The following is a 17891-nucleotide window of genomic DNA, read 5'->3' on the forward strand; positions in this document are numbered from 1 at the left end:
TTGTAGGGCAAAAGTAACCAAAACCTTCCGCCCGGTCATCCGGCCCTCGCTGCGCGAGGGTTCGCTCACTCCATCGCCGCTCCAGAGGCCCGCCACGGTGGGCCATCCATGGCCCATCGTGGCTTTCGCGGCATCCATGCCGCTCAACCTCTTCCGCAACGATTCCGTTCGCCCTCCTGGGCGGGCTCTGCACGCGCCTGAACCTGCGGTAACTCCCTGGGAGTCTGCGTGCTTGATGTGGCAGCCGTAGGGCGGATCGGGGCGCCGACTGCTCGTAGCGCCAGCGAACAGTCCGCCGTGCCATGCTGAGCTCGGCACCACAACCTACGTCCAATACCCCAACGGCGCGCTGCTTCCGAGCGGCCGGCGTTTCGGGGCGAATGAAACTACGCGAATGAAAATATTGGTTTAATTCGACGGCCCCATCGTGGCCTCATAATTCAAAGAAAAGTGAGTTGCCCGAGGGGGCCACAGGGAGTTCCTGTACACACCGCAGTGGCGTCCAGAAGACCAAGCAGCACACAAACTTGCCACTCCGGTAGCAAGCAAACAGCCCTATAAAAACCTGGCATGAGGTTTTAACGAAAGCCCCTGGCCGCAAATGCTTGAGCGAACGCCATCGCTGTCATACGGCATTCACCTAATCGCCATATCCCTGCCACCGCGTTTCGTTGCAATCACAGCGAAAACGGGGAGGAATGCTCATGCGAATCTGTGTGATCGGTGCTGGATATGTCGGTTTGGTCAGCGCGGCCTGCTTCGCTGAAATGGGCAATCGGGTGATTTGCGTGGAGCGTGATCCGCTGCGGGTGGCGCGCCTGAACAAGGGCGAGGTGCCCATCTACGAGCCCGGGCTCGAACCCATTCTCAAGGCGCAGACCCAGAGCGGCCAACTGAGCTTCACCACGCAACTGACCGCCGGCATTCGCCAGGCGGAGATCATCTTCATCGCGGTCGGCACGCCCAGTGGCGAAGACGGTTCCGCCGACCTCAGCCATGTGCTCGCCGTGGCCGACGAGCTGGGCGAGCAACTGGAACACCCTTGCCTGGTGGTGGACAAGTCCACCGTGCCGGTCGGCACAGGCGAGCAGGTGGCGCGGCGCATCAACGCCGGCCTGGCCAGGCGGCAGCAGTGCGCACGGGTGGTGGTGGCGAGCAACCCGGAATTTCTCAAGGAAGGCTCGGCGGTCGAGGATTTCATGCGCCCCGATCGGGTCATCGTCGGCTGCGACGAGGAGCGCGGCCGGGAAGTGTTGCGCCGTCTCTATTCGCCGTTTCTGCGCAACCATGACCGCCTGCTGTGCATGAGCCTGCGCGCTGCCGAGTTCAACAAGTACGCGGCCAACGCCTTTCTTGCCACCAAGATCTCCTTCATCAACGAAATGGCCGGCATCTGCGCGCGCCTGGGGGTGGACATCGAGGATGTGCGCCGTGGCATCGGCAGCGACAAGCGTATCGGCACCCACTTCATCTATGCCGGCTGTGGCTATGGTGGCTCGTGCTTTCCCAAGGACGTGCGCGCGCTGATCCGCACCGCCGAGCATGAGGGCATTGAACCTGGCATCCTGCGCGCGGTCGAAGCCCGCAATGCGTTGCAGAAAACGCTGTTGTTCCAGGCCATCCGCGAACATTTCAACGGCCATTTGCAGGGCCGTGTCGTGGCGCTGTGGGGGTTGGCGTTCAAACCGGGTACCGATGATCTGCGTGAAGCGCCGAGCTTGGTGCTGCTCGATGCCCTGCTCAATGCCGGGGCGCGGGTGCAGGCTTGCGATCCTGCAGCCCTGGCCGGTGTGGCACGGCGTTATGCGCAGGCCATCGAGAGCGGCCAACTGGTGTTGAGCGAGTCTCCTTACGTGGCCTGCCAGGGCGCCGATGCGCTGGTGCTGGTCACCGAGTGGAAGCAGTATCGCCAGCCCGACTTCGCCCGCATTCGCGGGGCCATGCGCATGCCGGTGCTGTTCGACGGGCGTAACATCTACGACTCGGCACAACTGGTGGAACAGGGCTTTCTGTACCGTGGTATCGGTAGGCCAGCAGCCGGGAGTTGTAAGGCTAGCGCGGCTTGATAGACTAGGCTCCGTACGAAAAGTCGTCGAGCGAAGGTCAGGCAAGGCGAAATCGCTCGAAGAAGCGCAGTTTACGTGCTGTAAATGAGCATTCTGAGAGTGATTTCAACGCAGCATCACCGAGCGCAGGCACTTTTCGTACAAAGCCTAAGGGCCGTTCACGATTCAGGAACCTGGCCCGCCGTTGCGGGCCCGATCATTCGTGAGCAGGTCTGCAGCGCGCAATCCACCCATCCCCATTAGGGAGTCCCATGATCAAGAAATGCCTGTTCCCCGCCGCCGGTTACGGCACCCGCTTCCTCCCCGCCACCAAGGCGATGCCCAAGGAAATGTTGCCGGTGGTGAACAAGCCACTGATCCAGTATGGGGTTGAAGAGGCCCTCGAAGCCGGTCTCGACCAGATCTCCATCGTCACCGGGCGCGGCAAACGCGCGCTGGAAGACCATTTCGATGTGAGCTACGAACTGGAGCACCAGATCAAGGGCACCGACAAGGAGAAGTACCTGGTCGGCATCCGTCGTCTGATCGATGAATGCAGCTTCTCTTACACCCGCCAGGTCGAGATGAAAGGCCTGGGCCACGCCATCCTCTGCGGCCAGCCGCTGATCGGTGACGAGCCGTTTGCCGTGGTACTGGCCGATGACCTGTGTCTGAACCTCGAAGGTGACAGCGTGCTGGCGCAGATGGTCAAGCTGTACAACCAGTTCCGTTGCTCCATCGTCGCGATCCAGGAAGTGCCCAAGGACGAAACCTACAAGTACGGCGTGATCGACGGCGAGATGATCCGCGAAGACATCTACCGCGTCAGCAACATGGTAGAAAAACCCAAACCCGAAGACGCGCCGTCGAATCTGGCGATCATCGGTCGCTACATCCTCACCCCGGACATCTTCGACCTGATTCGCAGCACCCCGCCGGGCAAGGGCGGTGAAATCCAGATCACCGACGCCCTGATGCGCCAGGCCCAGCAAGGCTGCGTGATGGCGTACAAGTTCAAGGGGCAGCGTTTCGACTGCGGCAGCGCCGAAGGTTACATCGACGCCACCAACTTCTGCTTCGAGAATCTGTACAAGACCGGCAAAGCGTTCTGATACGTCGGCCAGTCAACAGAACGCCACCTCCGGGTGGCGTTTTGCATTTCAGGGGATGGGCATCTGCTCGGAGCCGGGCCCGAGTGGCTGGCCGTAGCTGAACTCCACGTAATTGCCGGCTGGGTCACGCAGGCCGCAGTAATAGCCGACCGGGTAGGGCTCATCGCGCGGTGGCCAGATTAGGCAACCCTGTTCCTCGGCCATTGCCGCGACTTGATCGACCTCGGCGCGGCTGGCCAGGGCGAAGCCGAAATGGCTGTAGTCATCCTCTGCCAGGTTGCGTTGCTGGCCACCGGGAATGATGACGATGATGAACTGGTGTTCCTTGCCGGGCTCGGCCAGCCAGACGATGCGCTGGCTGTCACCGGGGCGCTGGTGAACCACCTGCATGCCGCAGAAGCGCTGATAGAAGGCTATGCAGGCATCGATATCCGGGACGTGCAGGGCAAGGTGGGTCAGGGTAGGGCGCATCACTGTTCTCCTCCCGCTTGTATGGCCCCTGGCATGGGGCTTTGCGGTATGCTCCCGGTCTGCCAAGGAGATACCTCATGAGTTACGACTTCGACCTTTTCGTGATCGGCGCCGGTTCCGGCGGCGTTCGGGCCGCGCGCTTCGCGGCTGGCTATGGTGCGCGTGTCGCGGTTGCCGAAAGCCGCTACCTGGGCGGTACCTGCGTCAACGTCGGCTGCGTGCCGAAGAAACTGCTGGTCTATGGCGCGCATTACGCCGAGGACATCGAACAGGCCGGTGCCTTCGGCTGGTCGCTGGGTGAAGCGAAGTTCGACTGGGCGACCCTGATCAGCAACAAGAACCATGAAATCCAGCGCCTCAATGGCATCTATCGCAATCTGTTGACCAACAGCGGCGTGACTTTGTTCGAGGGCCATGCGCGCATCCTCGATGCGCACAGCGTCGAGGTCAATGGCCAGCGCCACCGCTGCGAACGCATCCTCATCGCCACCGGCGGCTGGCCGCACATTCCCGACATTCCCGGCTGCGAGCTGGCCATCAGCTCCAACGAGGCCTTCTTCCTGCCCACCCTGCCCAAGCGGGTGCTGGTGGTCGGTGGCGGTTACATCGCCGTGGAGTTCGCTTCGATCTTCAATGGTCTGGGCGCACAGACCAGCCTGCTCTATCGCGGCGACCTGTTCCTGCGTGGCTTCGACGGCGCCGTGCGCGAGCACCTGCGCGACGAGCTGAGCAAGAAGGGCGTCGACCTGCAGTTCAACGCCGATATTGCCCGCATCGAACGCCAGGCCGATGGCGCGCTCGCCGCCACTCTCAAGGATGGTCGCGTGCTGCATGCCGACTGCGTGTTCTACGCCACCGGGCGGCGGCCGATGCTGGACAACCTGGGCCTGGAGAACGTCGAGGTGAAGCTCGACGAGCAGGGTTTCATCGAGGTGGACGATCTGTACCAGAGCAGCACGCCGTCGATCCTGGCCATTGGCGATGTGATCGGTCGCGTGCAACTGACACCGGTGGCCCTGGCCGAGGGCATGGCGGTGGCACGGCGGCTGTTCAAGCCCGAGGAGTATCGCCCGGTGGATTACCAGATGATCCCCACGGCCGTGTTCAGCCTGCCGAACATCGGCACGGTGGGTCTTAGCGAAGAACAGGCCATCGAAGCCGGGCACAAGGTGAAGATCTTCGAGAGCCGCTTCCGGCCGATGAAGCTGACCCTGACCGAGTGCCAGGAGCGCATCCTGATGAAGCTGGTGGTCGATGCCGACAGCGATCGCGTGCTGGGCTGCCACATGGTCGGCCCGGAGGCCGGCGAGATCGTCCAGGGCCTGGCCATCGCGCTGAAGGCCGGTGCCACCAAGCAGGTCTTCGACGAGACCATCGGCGTGCACCCCAGTGCCGCGGAAGAGTTCGTCACCTTGCGTACGGCGGTCAGGTAAGCATCCATCATGCAGCAACTGTTCTATTTCGCCGACCTGTTCGGCGTGGCCGTGTTCGCCATCACCGGTGCCCTGATGGCTGGGCGCAAGTCCATGGATCTGTTCGGGGTATTGGTCATGGCCATCGTCACCGCGTTGGGTGGTGGCACCCTGCGTGACCTGATCCTGGACAATCACCCGGTCAGCTGGATTCGCGACGACACCTACATCCTCGTCGCCTCACTGGCGGCGCTGGGCACCGTGGCCTGGGTACGCATGACCCGACCGATCCATGAAAAGGGCCTGTTGATCGCCGATGCCATCGGCCTGGCGGTATTCACCGTGTATGGCACCGAACTGGCGTTGCAGCACGACACGCCGATCAGCACGGCGGTGATCATGGGGGTGATGACCGGCGTGGTCGGTGGGGTGATCCGCGATGTGCTGTGCAACGAGATACCGTTGATCTTCCAGAAGGAAATTTACGCCACGGCCTGCATCGCCGGTGCCCTGGCGTTCATCGGCCTGCGCATGCTCGGCACGCCGCACTGGCTGGATACCGCTGCCGCCATGCTGGTGGTACTGCTGGCGCGCCTGGCCGCGATCCATTGGCACCTGGCGCTGCCCCGTTTCCATCTTCTCGATAAGCCCTGAGGACTGATCCGGCTGCACCTGCAGCCACACCGAGAAGGCGCCCACCCCGGCCCAGAACACGATGAACAGCCAGGGTGAGCGCAAGGAGAACAGCAGCGACTTGTAGCCGCTGTCCATGCTCGACTCCTGCTCGCTGAACAGCGGGAAGTCGTCGTAGGCATGGCCGAAGCCGGGCTCGCCGCGCAGCAGTTGTTCCTGCTTGTAATGCCAATGCCCGATGATCGCCGCCGAAGCCTTGATGCCGGGCCAGGCGTGCAGTGAGCTGACCACTCCCAGCAGCGCCAGCAGGGTCGGGAAGACCAGGGTGAAGAGCTCGCCCCAGACGTCATTGCTGTTGGCCATCGAGGTGGCGTAGGCAATCACCAGGAAGGACTGCGCCGACAGGTAGGCGTTAGTGCGGCCGGCCAGCAGGCTGGTTTCGTACTGGATTTCCCGGCGATAGAAATCGAGCCGCTCCCTGGGGCTGCCGAAGAGCAGTGTCAGCGATGGATCATCCGGTTTCATCCGAACCTCGGCAGGCGTCTTTGCGCCATCGGCGCCTGGTTCTGGCTATACCGGGCAGGTGCCCGGCAGGTCTTGCGTTTCATCCCATTTCCTCGTGTGCAGCGTTCAGGTGTTCACCTGCGTTGCAGGCGCACCTGTAAAGGGACTGGCATGGCTCGACTACGCTCGCCCAAACCGACGGACGGACGCGCGATTCTTTCCTGACCTTTGCCCTGCCAAGCGGTCACAACAGGCAGGAGGAACCGCCCATGCACCAGTCCGAACGCAACAGCCGCCGTGTGCCGGTACGCGAGAACATGCCCCTGCAGATTCGTGGTTGGCAGATCGAGCGCGTGGGGTGGTATGGCCTGCTCCTGCTGGTCGCGCTGGCATTGGCCGGCCTGTTTTCCAAGGGGCTGCTGAGCGATGCCCGTCTTGCCAGCCCCCAGGGTGAGCTGCAGGTGCACTATCAGCGCTTCATGCGCAACGGCGCTTCGTCGTTGCTGCAGGTGAGGTTGCCGCGCACGTCTGCTCTGGAGCTGGGCGGCGAGCTGCTGCAGGGCTTCTCCATCGAATCGATCCAGCCGCAGCCGGCCAGCAGCGTCAGCGACGGCCAGGGTGGGCTGGCCTTGCACTTCGGCAAGGGCGCGGCCATCACCGAGGTCAGCATCCAGCTCAAGGCCGACGGTGTCGGCGCCTATCGTTCGCACCTGCACGCGGCTGGCCAGCGGGTCGAGATCAGCCAGTTCATCTACCCCTGAGGAGACTCCCATGGATGCCGTGCTACGTGCGGGCGCCATCTACCTGGCGTTGCTGATCCTGTTCAAACTGGCTGGCCGGCGTTCGCTGGCGCAGCTTTCCACCTTCGACTTCGTGCTGCTGCTGATCATCGGCGAGGCGACCCAGCAGGCGCTGCTGGGCGAGGATTTCTCCATCACCAACGCGGTGCTGGTTATCGTCACCCTGATCGTGCTGGATGTCGGCGCCTCGCTGCTCAAGCGCCGCAACACCTGGCTGGCACAGATGCTCGACGGCACGCCGACCGTGGTGGTCGAGGACGGCGTACCGCTGCAATGGCGCCTGGACAAGTCGCGGCTGACGCTCGACGACGTCATGGACGTCGGCCCGTGAGAACGGCCTGGAGCGCCTGGAGCAGATTCGCTACGCGATCATCGAGCGCAACGGCAAGATCTCCATCATCCCGCGGCCTGACTGAGGCGCACACGACCGCTCGTCTGCGGCGTGGCGATACAGCGAAGAAAAAAGCTGAACATCCGCCGCGGGGGCTTTCTCCAAACAGTGCAAGGGCATTGGTGCCCTGTCACTGAGGAGATACCGATATGACCACCAACAAAAACCCTGGCAACTTCGCCAACGACCGCGAGAAGGCCTCCGAGGCCGGCAAGAAAGGCGGGCACAACAGCGGCGGCAACTTCGCCAATGACCGTGAGAAGGCTTCCGAGGCTGGCCGCAAAGGCGGGCAGAACAGCCACGGCGGTCGTAGTTGAGTCTTGCCACACCCCGAGGAGGCTCCTGGTGGGCCTCCTTCCTCCCAGAGTTGCGCGACATTCGACAAGCGAGCCTGATGCCCTTCGATGCAAACCCCTGGGTCTGGCACGCATGCAGTTCGCCTTCAGCATGTCCTTCCGCTTGAAGCTTCCATCTGTTTCGCAGCACGGTGACACCCGAGCCGGGCTATCACTAAGCGGGGGGATGAAAAATTCTTGAACCGGGGGGCGCTCAGATGAGTCCTTTCCTAGTACCCACCCTCAGAATATTGGTGCCCCATGATCAAGAAATGTCTGTTTCCCGCTGCTGGTTACGGTACCCGCTTCCTGCCTGCGACCAAGTCGATGCCCAAGGAAATGCTGCCGGTGGTGGATACGCCGCTGATCCAGTATGGCGTCGAGGAAGCATTGGAGGCCGGTCTCAACCAGATCGCCATCGTCACTGGCCGGGGCAAGCGCTCGCTGGAGGATCACTTCGACATCAGCTACGAGCTGGAGCACGAGATTTCCAACACCAGCAAGGAAAAATCCCTCAACGGCATTCGCCACCTGATCGATTCCTGCACCTTTTCCTACACCCGCCAGGTGGAGATGAAGGGCCTCGGCCACGCCATCCTCACCGGCCGCCCGCTGATCGGCGACGAGGCCTTCGCCGTGGTGCTGGCCGATGACCTGTGCCTGAACGTCGACGGCGATGGCGTGCTGGCGCAGATGGTCAAGCTCTACGAGCAGTTCCGCTGCTCCATCGTCGCCATCCAGGAAGTGCCGATGGAAGAGGTGTCGCGCTACGGCGTGATCGCCGGCGAGGCGCTGCGCGACGACATCTTCCGCATCGAGCGCATGGTGGAAAAACCCAAACCCGAGGATGCCCCGTCGAACCTGGCGATCATCGGCCGCTACATCCTCACCCCGGACATCTTCGACCTGATCGAGCAGACCGAGCCGGGCAAGAGCGGTGAGATCCAGATCACCGATGCCCTGATGAAACAGGCCGAACAGGGCTGCGTGCTGGCTTACAAGTTCAAGGGCCAGCGCTTCGACTGCGGTTCGGCCGAAGGCTACGTGCAGGCCACCAACTTCTGTTTCGAGCACCGTCACAAGACCCACCCGGCAGCCGTGAGCCCTCGCTTGCAGGCTGTCTGACCCAAGGAGCCCCGCATGAACGACAAGACCTTGCCGCCCCAGCATCAGCAACGCCAGCCCGGCCTCGAGCATGCCATGCAGCCCGAGCCGATCTACCTCGACGAAGGCTATCGTCCTGCCGGCAAACTGATCGACAAGGTGGCGATCATCACCGGCGGCGACAGTGGCATCGGCCGTGCCGTGGCCGTGCATTACGCCCTGGAAGGCGCCAAGGTGGCGCTGGTCTATCTGAACGAGGACGAGGACGCGCAGAAGACCGTGGACGAGGTCAAGCGTCACGGCGGCGAGGCCCTGGCCCTGGCTGGTGACGTTGGCGATGCGGGCTTCTGCCAGTGCGTGATCGATGCGGTGATCGGCAAATGGGGGCGCCTGGACATCCTCATCAACAATGCCGGCGAGCAGCACCCGCGCAAGGATCTGTCGGAGATGGACGAGGAGCAATGGCAGCAGACCTTCCGCACCAACATCTTCGCCATGTTCCAACTGACCCGCGCGGCGCTGCCGCACCTGCACAGCGGCGCCAGCATCATCAACACCAGCTCGGTCACCGCTTACAAGGGCAACCCGATGCTGATCGACTACTCCTCGACCAAGGGGGCGATCACCTCGTTCACCCGTTCGTTGTCGATCAACCTGGCATCACGCGGAGTCCGGGTCAACGGCGTGGCCCCGGGGCCGATCTGGACGCCGTTGATTCCTTCCACCTTCAGCGCCGACAAGGTGGCCGAATTCGGCGCCGAAACGCCTCTGGGGCGGCCAGGGCAGCCGGCCGAAGTGGCGCCGGCCTACGTCTACTTGGCCAGCAACGATGCTTCCTACATCACCGGGCAGATGTTGCATGTCAACGGCGGGAGTGTGGTCAACGGCTGATCGCTTCTGAACCGATCGTAAGCGACGCACGGGCATGTAAGTGTTCGTGCGTTTTTTGTTGGGGGCTTGTTGGGGTTGGGCGTTGGTTGTGGTGCCGGGTCGGGCATGGCCCGGCGGACTGTTCGCTGGCGCTACGAGCGGTCGGCGCCCCGATCCGGTCTACGGCTGCTCCATGTTCTCGCGTGCGGCGATGTAGGCGTACTCGCGAAGCAGTACGCCGATTTCATCGGTGAGGGATGAAACATAGAGTTCCTGCATATGTTGAGAACACCAAAAAAACCAACCGCACCATTTCATGTTCGTTCAAGGAAGTGCCGATATACGGCACTAAAAATAACCTGAACACCTCACCGTCTGGATTGCCTGAATACTTGCAAGGGCAATAAAGCCATTGCACGGAAATATCAAACTCAGGAGGGCCATGCCATGGCTGCTAACAAGAATCCGGGAAACTTCGCCAACGACCGTGAGAAAGCTTCCGAAGCAGGACGCAAGGGCGGCAAGAACAGCGGGGGCAACTTCGCCAATGACCGTCAGCGCGCCTCGGAAGCCGGACGCAAGGGAGGCCAGAACAGTCACGGCAGCCGTGACTCCTGAGCCGTCTGCAAGGCCCGATTTCTCGGGCCTTGCATCATTAACCGAAGCTGCAAGAGCGTGATCGAAAAAAGCCTGGATGAGGGAGAGAACATGAACGCCATCGATCTTCTGAAGAAGGATCATGAGACGGTAAAGAGCCTGCTCGAACAACTGCAGGATACCAGCGAGCGCGCCGTGCAAACGCGCAAGAAACTGGTCGCGAAGATAGAACAGGAATTACAGATTCATACCGCACTGGAAGAGCGCATCTTCTATCCGGCTTTCCGTGAGGCCGGCAAGAAAGAAGAAACCGTGATGACCAGTGAGGCCAAGGAAGAACACCGCGCCGTGGATTCTTTGGTATTGCCCGATATCAAGGAAACTTCACCCTCGACCCTGGAGTTCGCCGGGCGGGTGAAAGTGCTCAAGGAATTGCTCGAACATCATATCGAGGAAGAAGAGAGCGACATGTTTCCGCAAGCCAGCAAACTGCTCGGCAAAGGTCGCCTGGAGGAACTGGGTGAGCAGATGCAGGCCATGCGCAAGACCCTCGAGAGCGAGTCGAAGAAACGCGCCGCCTGAACCAAGGCGGGAGCCCTGGGGCTCCCGCCTCGCGCTCATTGCCGGCAGGTCAGGCGCAGGGCCACGCAGGCGATGCGCTCCACCTCGGCGTAAGCCTGATTCTGCAACTCCTCGCCGAACACGTCCGGATCGATCTCTTCGTACTGCCAGTCCCAGCCTGTGTCGCGCAGCGACAGGGCGATGGCATTGAACAGCGCATCCTCACCCTTGACGATCGCCACCCCGCTGTACAGCAGCAGGGTGCCACCCGGTGCCAGGCGTTCCATGGCGGTGTCGAAGATCGCCAGCGACAGCGCGCCGCCGTGCCGGCCGCCGCCATGGCGATAGGTGCGGCGCAGCGGGTCGAGCATATAGGGCGGGTTGGCGATGATCAGGTCGAACTGGCCGTCCACGTCGCGCAGCAAATCGCTGTGCCGGGCCTGCAGGTTGAACAGGCCGGCCAGGCGCGCGTTGACGGTGGTGAAGGCCAGCGCTTCGGGGTTGATGTCCAGTGCCAGCACTTCGGCCTGGGGCCGCGCCAGAGCCGCGCAGATGGCGCCGGCGCCACTGCCGCAACCGATGTCGGCGATACGCCGGATCGGCCGCCGCTCATGGGCCAGGTGCGCCTTGAGCAGGCGCACGAAACGGTAGGTGTCGGGGCCGAAGAACACCGCATCGGCCTGCTCGGTGGGAAAGCCGGCGTGCAGGTAGAGCTGCCCGTCCAGGCTCGACCAGCGCACCCGGCTGCGCCAGAGATCGTCACAGGGTTGCAGCACCCCGGCGCCACGCATCGCCGTCAGGATTGGCTCATCCAGCAGTCCCAGCGAGAAGGGCCGGTTCCAGCCGAAGACATCACGCAGATCGCCGGCCAGGACTGCATCCGCACGGGCATTGACCCGTTCGTGGGTCAGTGGCGTGGGCGTGATGAAGTGGTAAGCGCGTGCCCGCAGCAGGCTACCCAGTTGCAGCAGGGCGATATCGCGCTCGCGGGTTGGGGTCAGGCCGCTCTCGTGCATGGTGTTCTCCGGTTCAACGGGCCTGTTGCAGCAGCGCGCTGAACAGCCGTGTGGCAGCCAGGCCGGCCACGCTGGGGTGGTGGGCCGGGGCCAGCAGTTCGATCAGCCGCGCTTCGCGCTCGGCCGGTGGCAGGGCCTTGAGTTCGTCGCTCAGCGCCTGGCGTTCGTTCTCCTGCAAGGGGGCTTCGGCAGCGGCCGCCGGCAGGCTCAGCACCTCCTTGTGCGGCGCACGGCGCAAGCTCAGGGCTGGGGCCTGGTCGCCAGCGATCCAGTCATGCAGTAGCTGTCGCTCATAGGGGGTGAAAACGCCGAACATGGCTGCGCCTTCACCCTCCACCAGGCGCCAGAAGCGGCTATGGCTGGGGTCGCGCTGACGCCTGATCCAGCCATGGCGCTGCAGGGCGTCGAGAAAGGCCTCGATGCCTTCCGGCGCTGCCAGCCACTGGTTCACCGTGCGCCCGCCGATGCGGCAATGATCCGAGTGCGCCTGGGCGGCGAAAGGGCGTTTGCCTTCGAGCATGCGCAGCAGCTCCTGTTGCAGGTCGAAACCTGCGATCACCGCGCACGAACCGCTGCCCAGATCGTTGAGGCGATAGCCGAGGCGCACGCGGCGGTAGAAGTCCTCGGCATCGCCCACCTGCGGCAGGTTGTCCAGCACGCTCTGCACCGCCTTGGCGGCATGGCCGCTGGCGGCGTTGTCGATGGTGACGTGGAGCTGGAAATAATAGGGGTCGATGCCCAGCTCCTTGAGCTCGTAGGCGCTGATCAGCAGGTGCAGCGGCAACTGTTCGTAGCCGAGGTTGTAGCCGATCACCTCCGGCAGGAAGGCCTCGGCCTGCAGGCCCAGCGCCAGCTGGATGGCGCCCTGGCGATAGAGCTCGTCGTCCAGAGCGCCGGGCTGTTCGCAGCCTTGCGCCGCCAGCAGCCGACGGTACAGCAGCACGTGATTCTGCGCCGCCAGGCCATCGCCCAGCTCTTCCAGATAGGTGCGCACCAGCGGTTGCAGGCGCAGGTCACGCCAGTACGGCAGGCAGCCATAGAGCCAGGCGCCATCGACCTCCTTGGTCGGTGCCACTGCGCGCAGGAAGTACAGGGCCTGAGCGCGCCCGGCGAAGTACCGTCGAGGGCCACCGGCATGGCGCTCGGCGAGGTAGGCCGCGTATTCGGCGCCGACCTGCGCAGTGTGCTGGCGCGACCACTGGGGCAGCTCGGCGGGCACTTCGGGCAGGGCGCAGGGCAACTGCGCCGCCTCCTCCAGGCTCGTTTCGAGCACGGCACGTGCCGCAGGCGCACCCGGCCGTGCCGCGAGCAACTGGCGGTAGCTGGCTTGCCAGGGGCCGCTCTCCGGGGCTGGGCGCGCAAGCTTGGCGAGCGGCGTGGCGAGGCTGGCAATCGGCATGGACGGTTTCTCCTGTGGCAGGGCCATGTTCTGTCTAGGAGGGGCCGGTTCGGACAAAGATTCCACCTAAATCTTGGCCAGCGGGCGCTCCGTCCGATGGGTTGAACCTGGCTGCCTCGGAGCGGCTCCATCGCTGCACCCACCCCATGCGAGCAGGCCATGACAAACAGCAGTTTCGGCATCGAAGAGGAGTTCTTCCTTACGGATCAGGCCAGCAGGAAGGTGGCCCGCGACGGCCTCGACACCTTCGCCACGGCGTGCCGGCAGGCGCTGGGTGCGGGGTTTACCCGGGAGATGTTCGCCGCCCAGTTCGAGGTGGTGACGCCGGTGTTGCACGACCTCACCGCAGCGCGCCAGTACCTGAGCCAGGCGCGCCGCTGCCTGGCTCGTCTGGCGCAACGCCAGGGCTGTGGCATCGTCGCCGCCGGCAGTCAGCCGCTGGCTGACTGGCGGGATGTGCAGGCCACCGACCTGGCCCGCTACCAGCCGATCTTCGACGAATACCGCCTGGTCGCCAGCCGCAGCGTGCTGGCGGGCTTGCATGTGCACGTCGGGGTGCCCGAGGGCGTCGACCGCATCCGCCTTATGAACCGGCTCATACCCTGGTTGCCGCTGCTGCTGGGCCTGAGCGCGTCATCACCCTTCTGGCAGGGGCAGGCGTCGGGCCTGATGAGCTATCGCCAGGCGGTGTGCGATGAGTGGCCGCGCATGGGCATACCCGATCACTTCCGCGACGAGCATGCCTACCAGCAGTATCTGCAGGTGATGACCGACACCGGCTGCATCGCTTCGGCGGCCAGCCTGTGGTGGAACATCCGCCCGTCGCTGCGCTACCCGACCCTGGAGCTGCGCATCGCCGATGCCTGCCCCGACCTGGACGATGCGCTGTGCATTGCCGGGCTGTTCCGCGCCATGCTCGAGCACCTGCTGACCACGACTCATCCGGCCTGGGTGGATGACCCGCTGACCCGCACCCTGACCCTGGAGAACCGCTGGCGGGCCAAGCGCCGTGGTGTGCGTGGCGACTTCATCGAACCGGCCAGCCGCCGCAGCCTGCCGTTCCAGGCCTGGCTGGAGCTGGTGCTGGAGCAGATCGGCGAACGGCTGCCGGCCGCCGACCAATGGCTGTTGGCCCGCGCCCGCCGCCTGGCGCGACAGGGTGGCAGTGCCGAGGCACAGTTGCGCCACTACCGGCAGGCCCGTGTTGCCGGCCAGGGCCATGGCGAGGCCTTGTGCAGCCTGGTCGACGCCTTGATGGCGCAGAGCGGCCTGTACCACTCGTCCCAATAGCCTGAACGTCTGCCGGGGGGCGATCTCCCAGATAGCACATGCCTTGTCCGGGAGAACCCTCATGCGTGCATTGACCTATCACGGCAGCCACGACGTCCGCGTCGAACAGGTGGCCGACCCGATCATCGAACAGGCCGACGACATCATCCTGCGGGTTACCGCCACGGCCATCTGTGGCTCGGATCTGCACCTGTATCGCGGCAAGATTCCGCAGGTGAAGCACGGCGACATCTTCGGCCATGAGTTCATGGGCGTGGTGGAAGAGGTGGGGCCGGACGTCACTGCGGTGAGCAAGGGCGACCGGGTCATCGTGCCCTTCGTCATCGCCTGCGGCAGTTGCTTCTTCTGCCAGATGGATCTGCACGCGGCCTGCGAAACCACCAACCCGGGGCGCGGCGCGATTCTCAACAAGAAGCAGATCCCATCGGGCGCCGCGCTGTTCGGCTACAGCCACCTCTACGGCGGCGTGCCGGGCGGCCAGGCCGAGCTGGTGCGGGTGCCCAAGGCCAACGCCGGGCCGTTCCGCATTGCTGAAGGGCTGGACGACGAGCGGGTGCTGTTTCTCACCGACATCCTGCCCACCGGCTACCAGGCCGTGACCAACGCCGGTGTCGGGCCGGGCAGCAGTTTGGCGATCTTCGGTGCCGGCCCGGTGGGGCTGATGAGTGCTGCCTGTGCGCGCATGCTCGGCGCCGAGCAGATCTTCATGGTCGACCACCATGCCTATCGCCTGCAGTACGCCCAGCAGACCTACGGCGTGATACCGCTCAACTTCGACCAGGTGGACGACCCGGCCGCCGCCATCATCGAGCAGACGGCAGGTCGCCGTGGCGTCGATGCGGTGATCGATGCGGTGGGTTTCGAGGCCAAGGGCAGCCTGACCGAAACCGTGCTCACCACGCTCAAGCTCGAAGCCAGTAGCGGCGTGGCGCTGCGCCAGTGCATGGCCGCCGTGCGCCGTGGCGGCACGGTGAGCGTGCCCGGGGTCTATGCCGGCTTCATCCATGGCTTCCTGTTCGGTGATGCCTTCGACAAGGGGCTGACCTTCAAGATGGGCCAGACCCATGTGCACCCGCTGCTGCCGAAGCTCCTGGAGCATATCCAGCGCGGTGAGCTGAACCCGGAAGTGATCATCAGCCATCGCCTGCCGTTGAGCGAGGCGGCCGAGGGTTACCGCATCTTCGAGTCACGCAGCGAGGACTGCCGCAAGGTCATCCTGCGCCCCTGAGCAGCGCACGGCCACTGGCCCGATTGTCTGAACCTTTGTCGGGTGGTGGTGCTTCTAAACCACACAGGGGCCGCATTGGCTCCGTCATCGATCAGGAGAACATGCCATGTCATCACTCACTCATAACGTCCACCGTCTGGAGCGTGTGGTATCGCTGGCCACCGGCGTCACCGCCATAGTTGCCGGCGTTTCCCGTGGGGGCGCCGGGGGTGTGCTCAAGGCGTTGGGCGGCGCGGTGCTGGTGCAGCGCGGTTTGACCGGGCATTGCGTGGTCAAGGGGATGGTCAGTGATCCCAAGGCCGAGATCGAGTGCCTGCGCCAATGCATCGCCGACATGCGTGCCGCACTGCCCAAGGTGCAGGCCAAGGTGCCTGAGCAGAGTGCAGCGAGCAGGGCGCCACATCAGGAGTCCAAGCTCGACCATGCCGTGGAGGAAACCTTCCCGGCCAGCGACCCGATTTCGCCCTGAGTAGGGCTTCCATGCGGCGGCCTCATGCCGCCGCGGGTAACAGGAGATTTGCCATGCAAGAAGACCGCAACGACAAGCCACTGGATTTCCAGGACGACCAGCAAGCGCAGGACGAGCGCGCCGCGGAGTGCCAGGCAGGGCTGACCGGCGCCGCCACTCAGGGGCAGAGCGAGCACGAGGACAACGTCAGCCTCGACGACCTCAGCCCGGATACCCTGATCGACGACAGCGGTGCGCGCTCGCCGGTCGAGCCCGGCGCGGATCGACCGGCGGACGAGGAACTCAGCGTGGTGGACGAAAGCCAGGTGGATCTGGGCGTCGGCCTGGACGAAGCCGAGCTGGCCCGCTCCGCGCCGCTCGACGGTGAGCCGTGGAGCGACGAGGTGGTCGACGGCGAGGGTGATGACCGCGAATGAATGCGCGCTCCATTCATTCGCCATGCGCAGCGCGTCATTGGTCCTTGCGCAGTGCCTCCAGCAGTTCCTGCTTGCGCATGCGTGAGCGCCCGGAGAGATCGCGCTTGCGCGCCAGCTCCATCAGTTCGTCACGGCTCATGGCCTCCAGCTTCTGCCCGGGGCGGGGCACGCCCTGACGTGTTTTTGCCGCACGGCGCGCAGAGGATTCGCGCGCCGCTTTTTTCTCCTCACCGCTGGTGCTGCGGCCCGATCCGCCGGGCTTGTCGCCGCCACCGGACTGCTTGTTGACCGTGGCCCAGGCCCGCGCTTCGGCTTCGTCCTTCGGCACACCACGAGCCTCGTAACTGTCCTCGATATGCTCGGCCTTGCGTTTCTGCTTGTCGCTGTACTTGGCTTTGCTGCCCCTTGGCATGGTCACGTTCCTCCAGCAGGCGGCCCCGGCCGGATTGCCGAGGCTCTAGCTGAAGAAGCGCAGGGCAGGGGATTGGTTCCCCCTTCTGGATAAGCGGCCAGATAAAACCAGGCGAACCCTCGCCGCGCCTGTCGCTCAGAGCAAGAAACGGACTCGCATCAGGAGGGCATGATGGATGTGTGGGAAACCCTGCTGGCCACCCTGCAACTGGAGCTGGCCGACCTGCAGCAGATCGAGCATCTGCTGCGCTCCAGTCTGCGCCTGCTGCTGGTGATGCTGCTGGGCGGGCTGCTCGGTTACGAGCGCGAGGCCACCGGCAAGGCGGCCGGGGTGCGCACGCACATGCTGGTGTGCCTGGGCGCGAGCATCTTCGTCATGGTGCTGGAACAGGAGGGCGCGGCAGGAGACGCCATGAGTCGGGTGATCCAGGGCGTGGCCACCGGCATCGGTTTTCTCTGCGCCGGCACCATTCTCAAGGGCAACAGCCTGGCCGACGTCAAGGGCCTGACCACCGCCGCCGGGCTGTGGTCATCGGCGGCCATCGGCGTGGCGGTGGGGTTGGGGCGCGAAGCCATTGCCATCCTGGCGACTCTGCTGGTGTGGACGGTGCTGCGGGTGATCCCGCGGCTGCTGGATACGCCGCGCAAGAACGGCAATCCCTGAGCAAAAAAATGGTTCATCGCATTTTCAGGGGGATGCCGGGTTGATAGCGGACTGGCAAGTTTGTGTGTGGTCTTGTTGTCATGGTTTGGTGTTCCGGACGCCGCTTTGGGTGTTTTCAGATATTCCGGGTTTCGCCCCCTCGGGCGACTCACTTTTCTTTGAA

Annotated in this window: 18 protein-coding genes and 3 pseudogenes; 16 read left to right on the plus strand and 5 right to left on the minus strand. The window is 64.0% G+C overall.

All coding sequences use genetic code 11. The features are described from left to right. The first annotated feature begins 704 nt into the window (after window positions 1-704). Together ACSVIK_RS13525 and galU (ACSVIK_RS13530) are read left to right on the plus strand one after the other, a co-directional pair. On the plus strand, window positions 705-2066 hold the full coding sequence (locus tag ACSVIK_RS13525) for a UDP-glucose dehydrogenase family protein (protein WP_442444813.1): 1362 nt from the start codon (window positions 705-707) through the stop codon (window positions 2064-2066). A gap of 251 nt (window positions 2067-2317) precedes the next feature. Further along, window positions 2318-3157 carry a UTP--glucose-1-phosphate uridylyltransferase GalU gene (galU, locus tag ACSVIK_RS13530; RefSeq protein WP_442444814.1) on the plus strand — a complete coding sequence of 280 codons (840 nt, stop codon included), beginning with the start codon at window positions 2318-2320 and terminating at the stop codon, window positions 3155-3157. Between the two features lie 48 nt (window positions 3158-3205). Here galU (ACSVIK_RS13530) and ACSVIK_RS13535 read toward each other — a convergent pair whose 3' ends face one another. Continuing rightward, entirely contained in the window at window positions 3206-3628 is a 423-nt protein-coding gene (locus ACSVIK_RS13535; protein WP_442444815.1) for a VOC family protein, read from the minus strand. 77 nt (window positions 3629-3705) lie between these two features. Between ACSVIK_RS13535 and gorA the strand changes: the two genes are divergently transcribed. Next, entirely contained in the window at window positions 3706-5061 is a 1356-nt protein-coding gene (gene gorA, locus ACSVIK_RS13540) for a glutathione-disulfide reductase (RefSeq protein ID WP_442444816.1), read from the plus strand. Between the two features lie 9 nt (window positions 5062-5070). Continuing rightward, window positions 5071-5694 (plus strand): trimeric intracellular cation channel family protein, encoded by a 624-nt coding sequence (locus ACSVIK_RS13545; RefSeq protein WP_442444817.1) that lies wholly within the window; start codon window positions 5071-5073, stop codon window positions 5692-5694. A gap of 15 nt (window positions 5695-5709) precedes the next feature. Here the strand turns inward: ACSVIK_RS13545 and ACSVIK_RS13550 are convergent. Next, window positions 5710-6198 (minus strand): annotated as a pseudogene (locus ACSVIK_RS13550) (hypothetical protein); the annotation flags it as partial. Window positions 6199-6446: 248 nt separating this feature from the next. Here ACSVIK_RS13550 and ACSVIK_RS13555 point away from each other — a divergent pair. From ACSVIK_RS13555 to ACSVIK_RS13585, 7 genes and pseudogenes are all read left to right on the plus strand, one after another. Then, window positions 6447-6938: a hypothetical protein gene (locus ACSVIK_RS13555; RefSeq protein ID WP_442444818.1), complete on the plus strand. Its 492-nt coding sequence runs from the start codon at window positions 6447-6449 to the stop codon at window positions 6936-6938. Window positions 6939-6948: 10 nt separating this feature from the next. Beyond that, window positions 6949-7393: pseudogene (locus ACSVIK_RS13560) on the plus strand (DUF421 domain-containing protein). A 145-nt stretch (window positions 7394-7538) separates the two neighbouring features. Next, window positions 7539-7685 (plus strand): annotated as a pseudogene (locus ACSVIK_RS13565) (general stress protein); the annotation flags it as partial. 279 nt (window positions 7686-7964) lie between these two features. Next, window positions 7965-8828, plus strand: coding sequence for a UTP--glucose-1-phosphate uridylyltransferase GalU (galU, locus tag ACSVIK_RS13570; RefSeq protein WP_442444819.1), 864 nt, complete (start codon window positions 7965-7967; stop codon window positions 8826-8828). A 15-nt stretch (window positions 8829-8843) separates the two neighbouring features. Continuing rightward, complete coding sequence (locus ACSVIK_RS13575) at window positions 8844-9698, plus strand: SDR family oxidoreductase (protein ID WP_442444820.1); 855 nt, start codon at window positions 8844-8846, stop codon at window positions 9696-9698. A 426-nt stretch (window positions 9699-10124) separates the two neighbouring features. Beyond that, window positions 10125-10295, plus strand: coding sequence for a general stress protein (locus tag ACSVIK_RS13580; protein WP_268183978.1), 171 nt, complete (start codon window positions 10125-10127; stop codon window positions 10293-10295). 90 nt (window positions 10296-10385) lie between these two features. Further along, window positions 10386-10856: a hemerythrin domain-containing protein gene (locus ACSVIK_RS13585; RefSeq protein ID WP_442444821.1), complete on the plus strand. Its 471-nt coding sequence runs from the start codon at window positions 10386-10388 to the stop codon at window positions 10854-10856. 35 nt (window positions 10857-10891) lie between these two features. On the opposite strand, the gene ACSVIK_RS13590 is transcribed toward ACSVIK_RS13585, so the two are convergent. Both ACSVIK_RS13590 and ACSVIK_RS13595 read right to left on the minus strand, forming a co-directional pair. Next, on the minus strand, window positions 10892-11851 hold the full coding sequence (locus ACSVIK_RS13590; RefSeq protein WP_442444822.1) for a methyltransferase: 960 nt from the start codon (window positions 11849-11851) through the stop codon (window positions 10892-10894). 13 nt (window positions 11852-11864) lie between these two features. Beyond that, a complete protein-coding gene (locus ACSVIK_RS13595; RefSeq protein WP_442444823.1) occupies window positions 11865-13250 on the minus strand; it encodes an iron-containing redox enzyme family protein in 1386 nt (461 codons plus the stop codon). A gap of 159 nt (window positions 13251-13409) precedes the next feature. Here ACSVIK_RS13595 and ACSVIK_RS13600 point away from each other — a divergent pair, with 159 nt between their 5' ends. From ACSVIK_RS13600 to ACSVIK_RS13615, 4 genes are all read left to right on the plus strand, one after another. Next, a complete protein-coding gene (locus ACSVIK_RS13600) occupies window positions 13410-14540 on the plus strand; it encodes a carboxylate-amine ligase (protein WP_442444824.1) in 1131 nt (376 codons plus the stop codon). A 61-nt stretch (window positions 14541-14601) separates the two neighbouring features. Continuing rightward, window positions 14602-15768, plus strand: a complete 1167-nt coding sequence (locus ACSVIK_RS13605) for a zinc-dependent alcohol dehydrogenase (protein ID WP_442444825.1) — start codon at window positions 14602-14604, stop codon at window positions 15766-15768. A 106-nt stretch (window positions 15769-15874) separates the two neighbouring features. Beyond that, a complete protein-coding gene (locus ACSVIK_RS13610) occupies window positions 15875-16237 on the plus strand; it encodes a YgaP family membrane protein (protein ID WP_442444826.1) in 363 nt (120 codons plus the stop codon). 53 nt (window positions 16238-16290) lie between these two features. After that, window positions 16291-16653 (plus strand): hypothetical protein, encoded by a 363-nt coding sequence (locus ACSVIK_RS13615; protein WP_442444827.1) that lies wholly within the window; start codon window positions 16291-16293, stop codon window positions 16651-16653. Between the two features lie 34 nt (window positions 16654-16687). Here the strand turns inward: ACSVIK_RS13615 and ACSVIK_RS13620 are convergent, their stop codons facing one another. Beyond that, the gene (locus ACSVIK_RS13620; protein WP_442444828.1) at window positions 16688-17065 is read right to left on the minus strand and encodes a Rho termination factor N-terminal domain-containing protein; all 378 of its coding nucleotides are present in this window, start codon (window positions 17063-17065) and stop codon (window positions 16688-16690) included. 171 nt (window positions 17066-17236) lie between these two features. On the opposite strand from ACSVIK_RS13620, the gene ACSVIK_RS13625 reads away from it, so the two are divergent. Next, on the plus strand, window positions 17237-17728 hold the full coding sequence (locus ACSVIK_RS13625; RefSeq protein ID WP_442444829.1) for an MgtC/SapB family protein: 492 nt from the start codon (window positions 17237-17239) through the stop codon (window positions 17726-17728). The last annotated feature ends 163 nt before the right edge of the window (window positions 17729-17891 follow it).

Origin of the sequence: Pseudomonas sp. NCHU5216, from assembly GCF_052156495.1 — a bacterium.
GTDB lineage: Bacteria > Pseudomonadota > Gammaproteobacteria > Pseudomonadales > Pseudomonadaceae > Aquipseudomonas.

Coding starts and splice junctions, on each gene's coding strand:
- galU (WP_442444819.1), top strand. CDS start 7,965: ATGATCAAGAAATGTCTGTTTCCCGCTGCTGGTTACGGTACCCGCTTC.
- ACSVIK_RS13625 (WP_442444829.1), top strand. CDS start 17,237: ATGGATGTGTGGGAAACCCTGCTGGCCACCCTGCAACTGGAGCTGGCC.
- ACSVIK_RS13595 (WP_442444823.1), bottom strand. CDS start 13,250: ATGCCGATTGCCAGCCTCGCCACGCCGCTCGCCAAGCTTGCGCGCCCA.
- ACSVIK_RS13590 (WP_442444822.1), bottom strand. CDS start 11,851: ATGCACGAGAGCGGCCTGACCCCAACCCGCGAGCGCGATATCGCCCTG.
- ACSVIK_RS13545 (WP_442444817.1), top strand. CDS start 5,071: ATGCAGCAACTGTTCTATTTCGCCGACCTGTTCGGCGTGGCCGTGTTC.
- ACSVIK_RS13580 (WP_268183978.1), top strand. CDS start 10,125: ATGGCTGCTAACAAGAATCCGGGAAACTTCGCCAACGACCGTGAGAAA.
- galU (WP_442444814.1), top strand. CDS start 2,318: ATGATCAAGAAATGCCTGTTCCCCGCCGCCGGTTACGGCACCCGCTTC.
- ACSVIK_RS13555 (WP_442444818.1), top strand. CDS start 6,447: ATGCACCAGTCCGAACGCAACAGCCGCCGTGTGCCGGTACGCGAGAAC.
- ACSVIK_RS13575 (WP_442444820.1), top strand. CDS start 8,844: ATGAACGACAAGACCTTGCCGCCCCAGCATCAGCAACGCCAGCCCGGC.
- ACSVIK_RS13585 (WP_442444821.1), top strand. CDS start 10,386: ATGAACGCCATCGATCTTCTGAAGAAGGATCATGAGACGGTAAAGAGC.
- ACSVIK_RS13605 (WP_442444825.1), top strand. CDS start 14,602: ATGCGTGCATTGACCTATCACGGCAGCCACGACGTCCGCGTCGAACAG.
- ACSVIK_RS13535 (WP_442444815.1), bottom strand. CDS start 3,628: ATGCGCCCTACCCTGACCCACCTTGCCCTGCACGTCCCGGATATCGAT.
- ACSVIK_RS13525 (WP_442444813.1), top strand. CDS start 705: ATGCGAATCTGTGTGATCGGTGCTGGATATGTCGGTTTGGTCAGCGCG.
- ACSVIK_RS13615 (WP_442444827.1), top strand. CDS start 16,291: ATGCAAGAAGACCGCAACGACAAGCCACTGGATTTCCAGGACGACCAG.
- ACSVIK_RS13610 (WP_442444826.1), top strand. CDS start 15,875: ATGTCATCACTCACTCATAACGTCCACCGTCTGGAGCGTGTGGTATCG.
- ACSVIK_RS13600 (WP_442444824.1), top strand. CDS start 13,410: ATGACAAACAGCAGTTTCGGCATCGAAGAGGAGTTCTTCCTTACGGAT.
- gorA (WP_442444816.1), top strand. CDS start 3,706: ATGAGTTACGACTTCGACCTTTTCGTGATCGGCGCCGGTTCCGGCGGC.
- ACSVIK_RS13620 (WP_442444828.1), bottom strand. CDS start 17,065: ATGCCAAGGGGCAGCAAAGCCAAGTACAGCGACAAGCAGAAACGCAAG.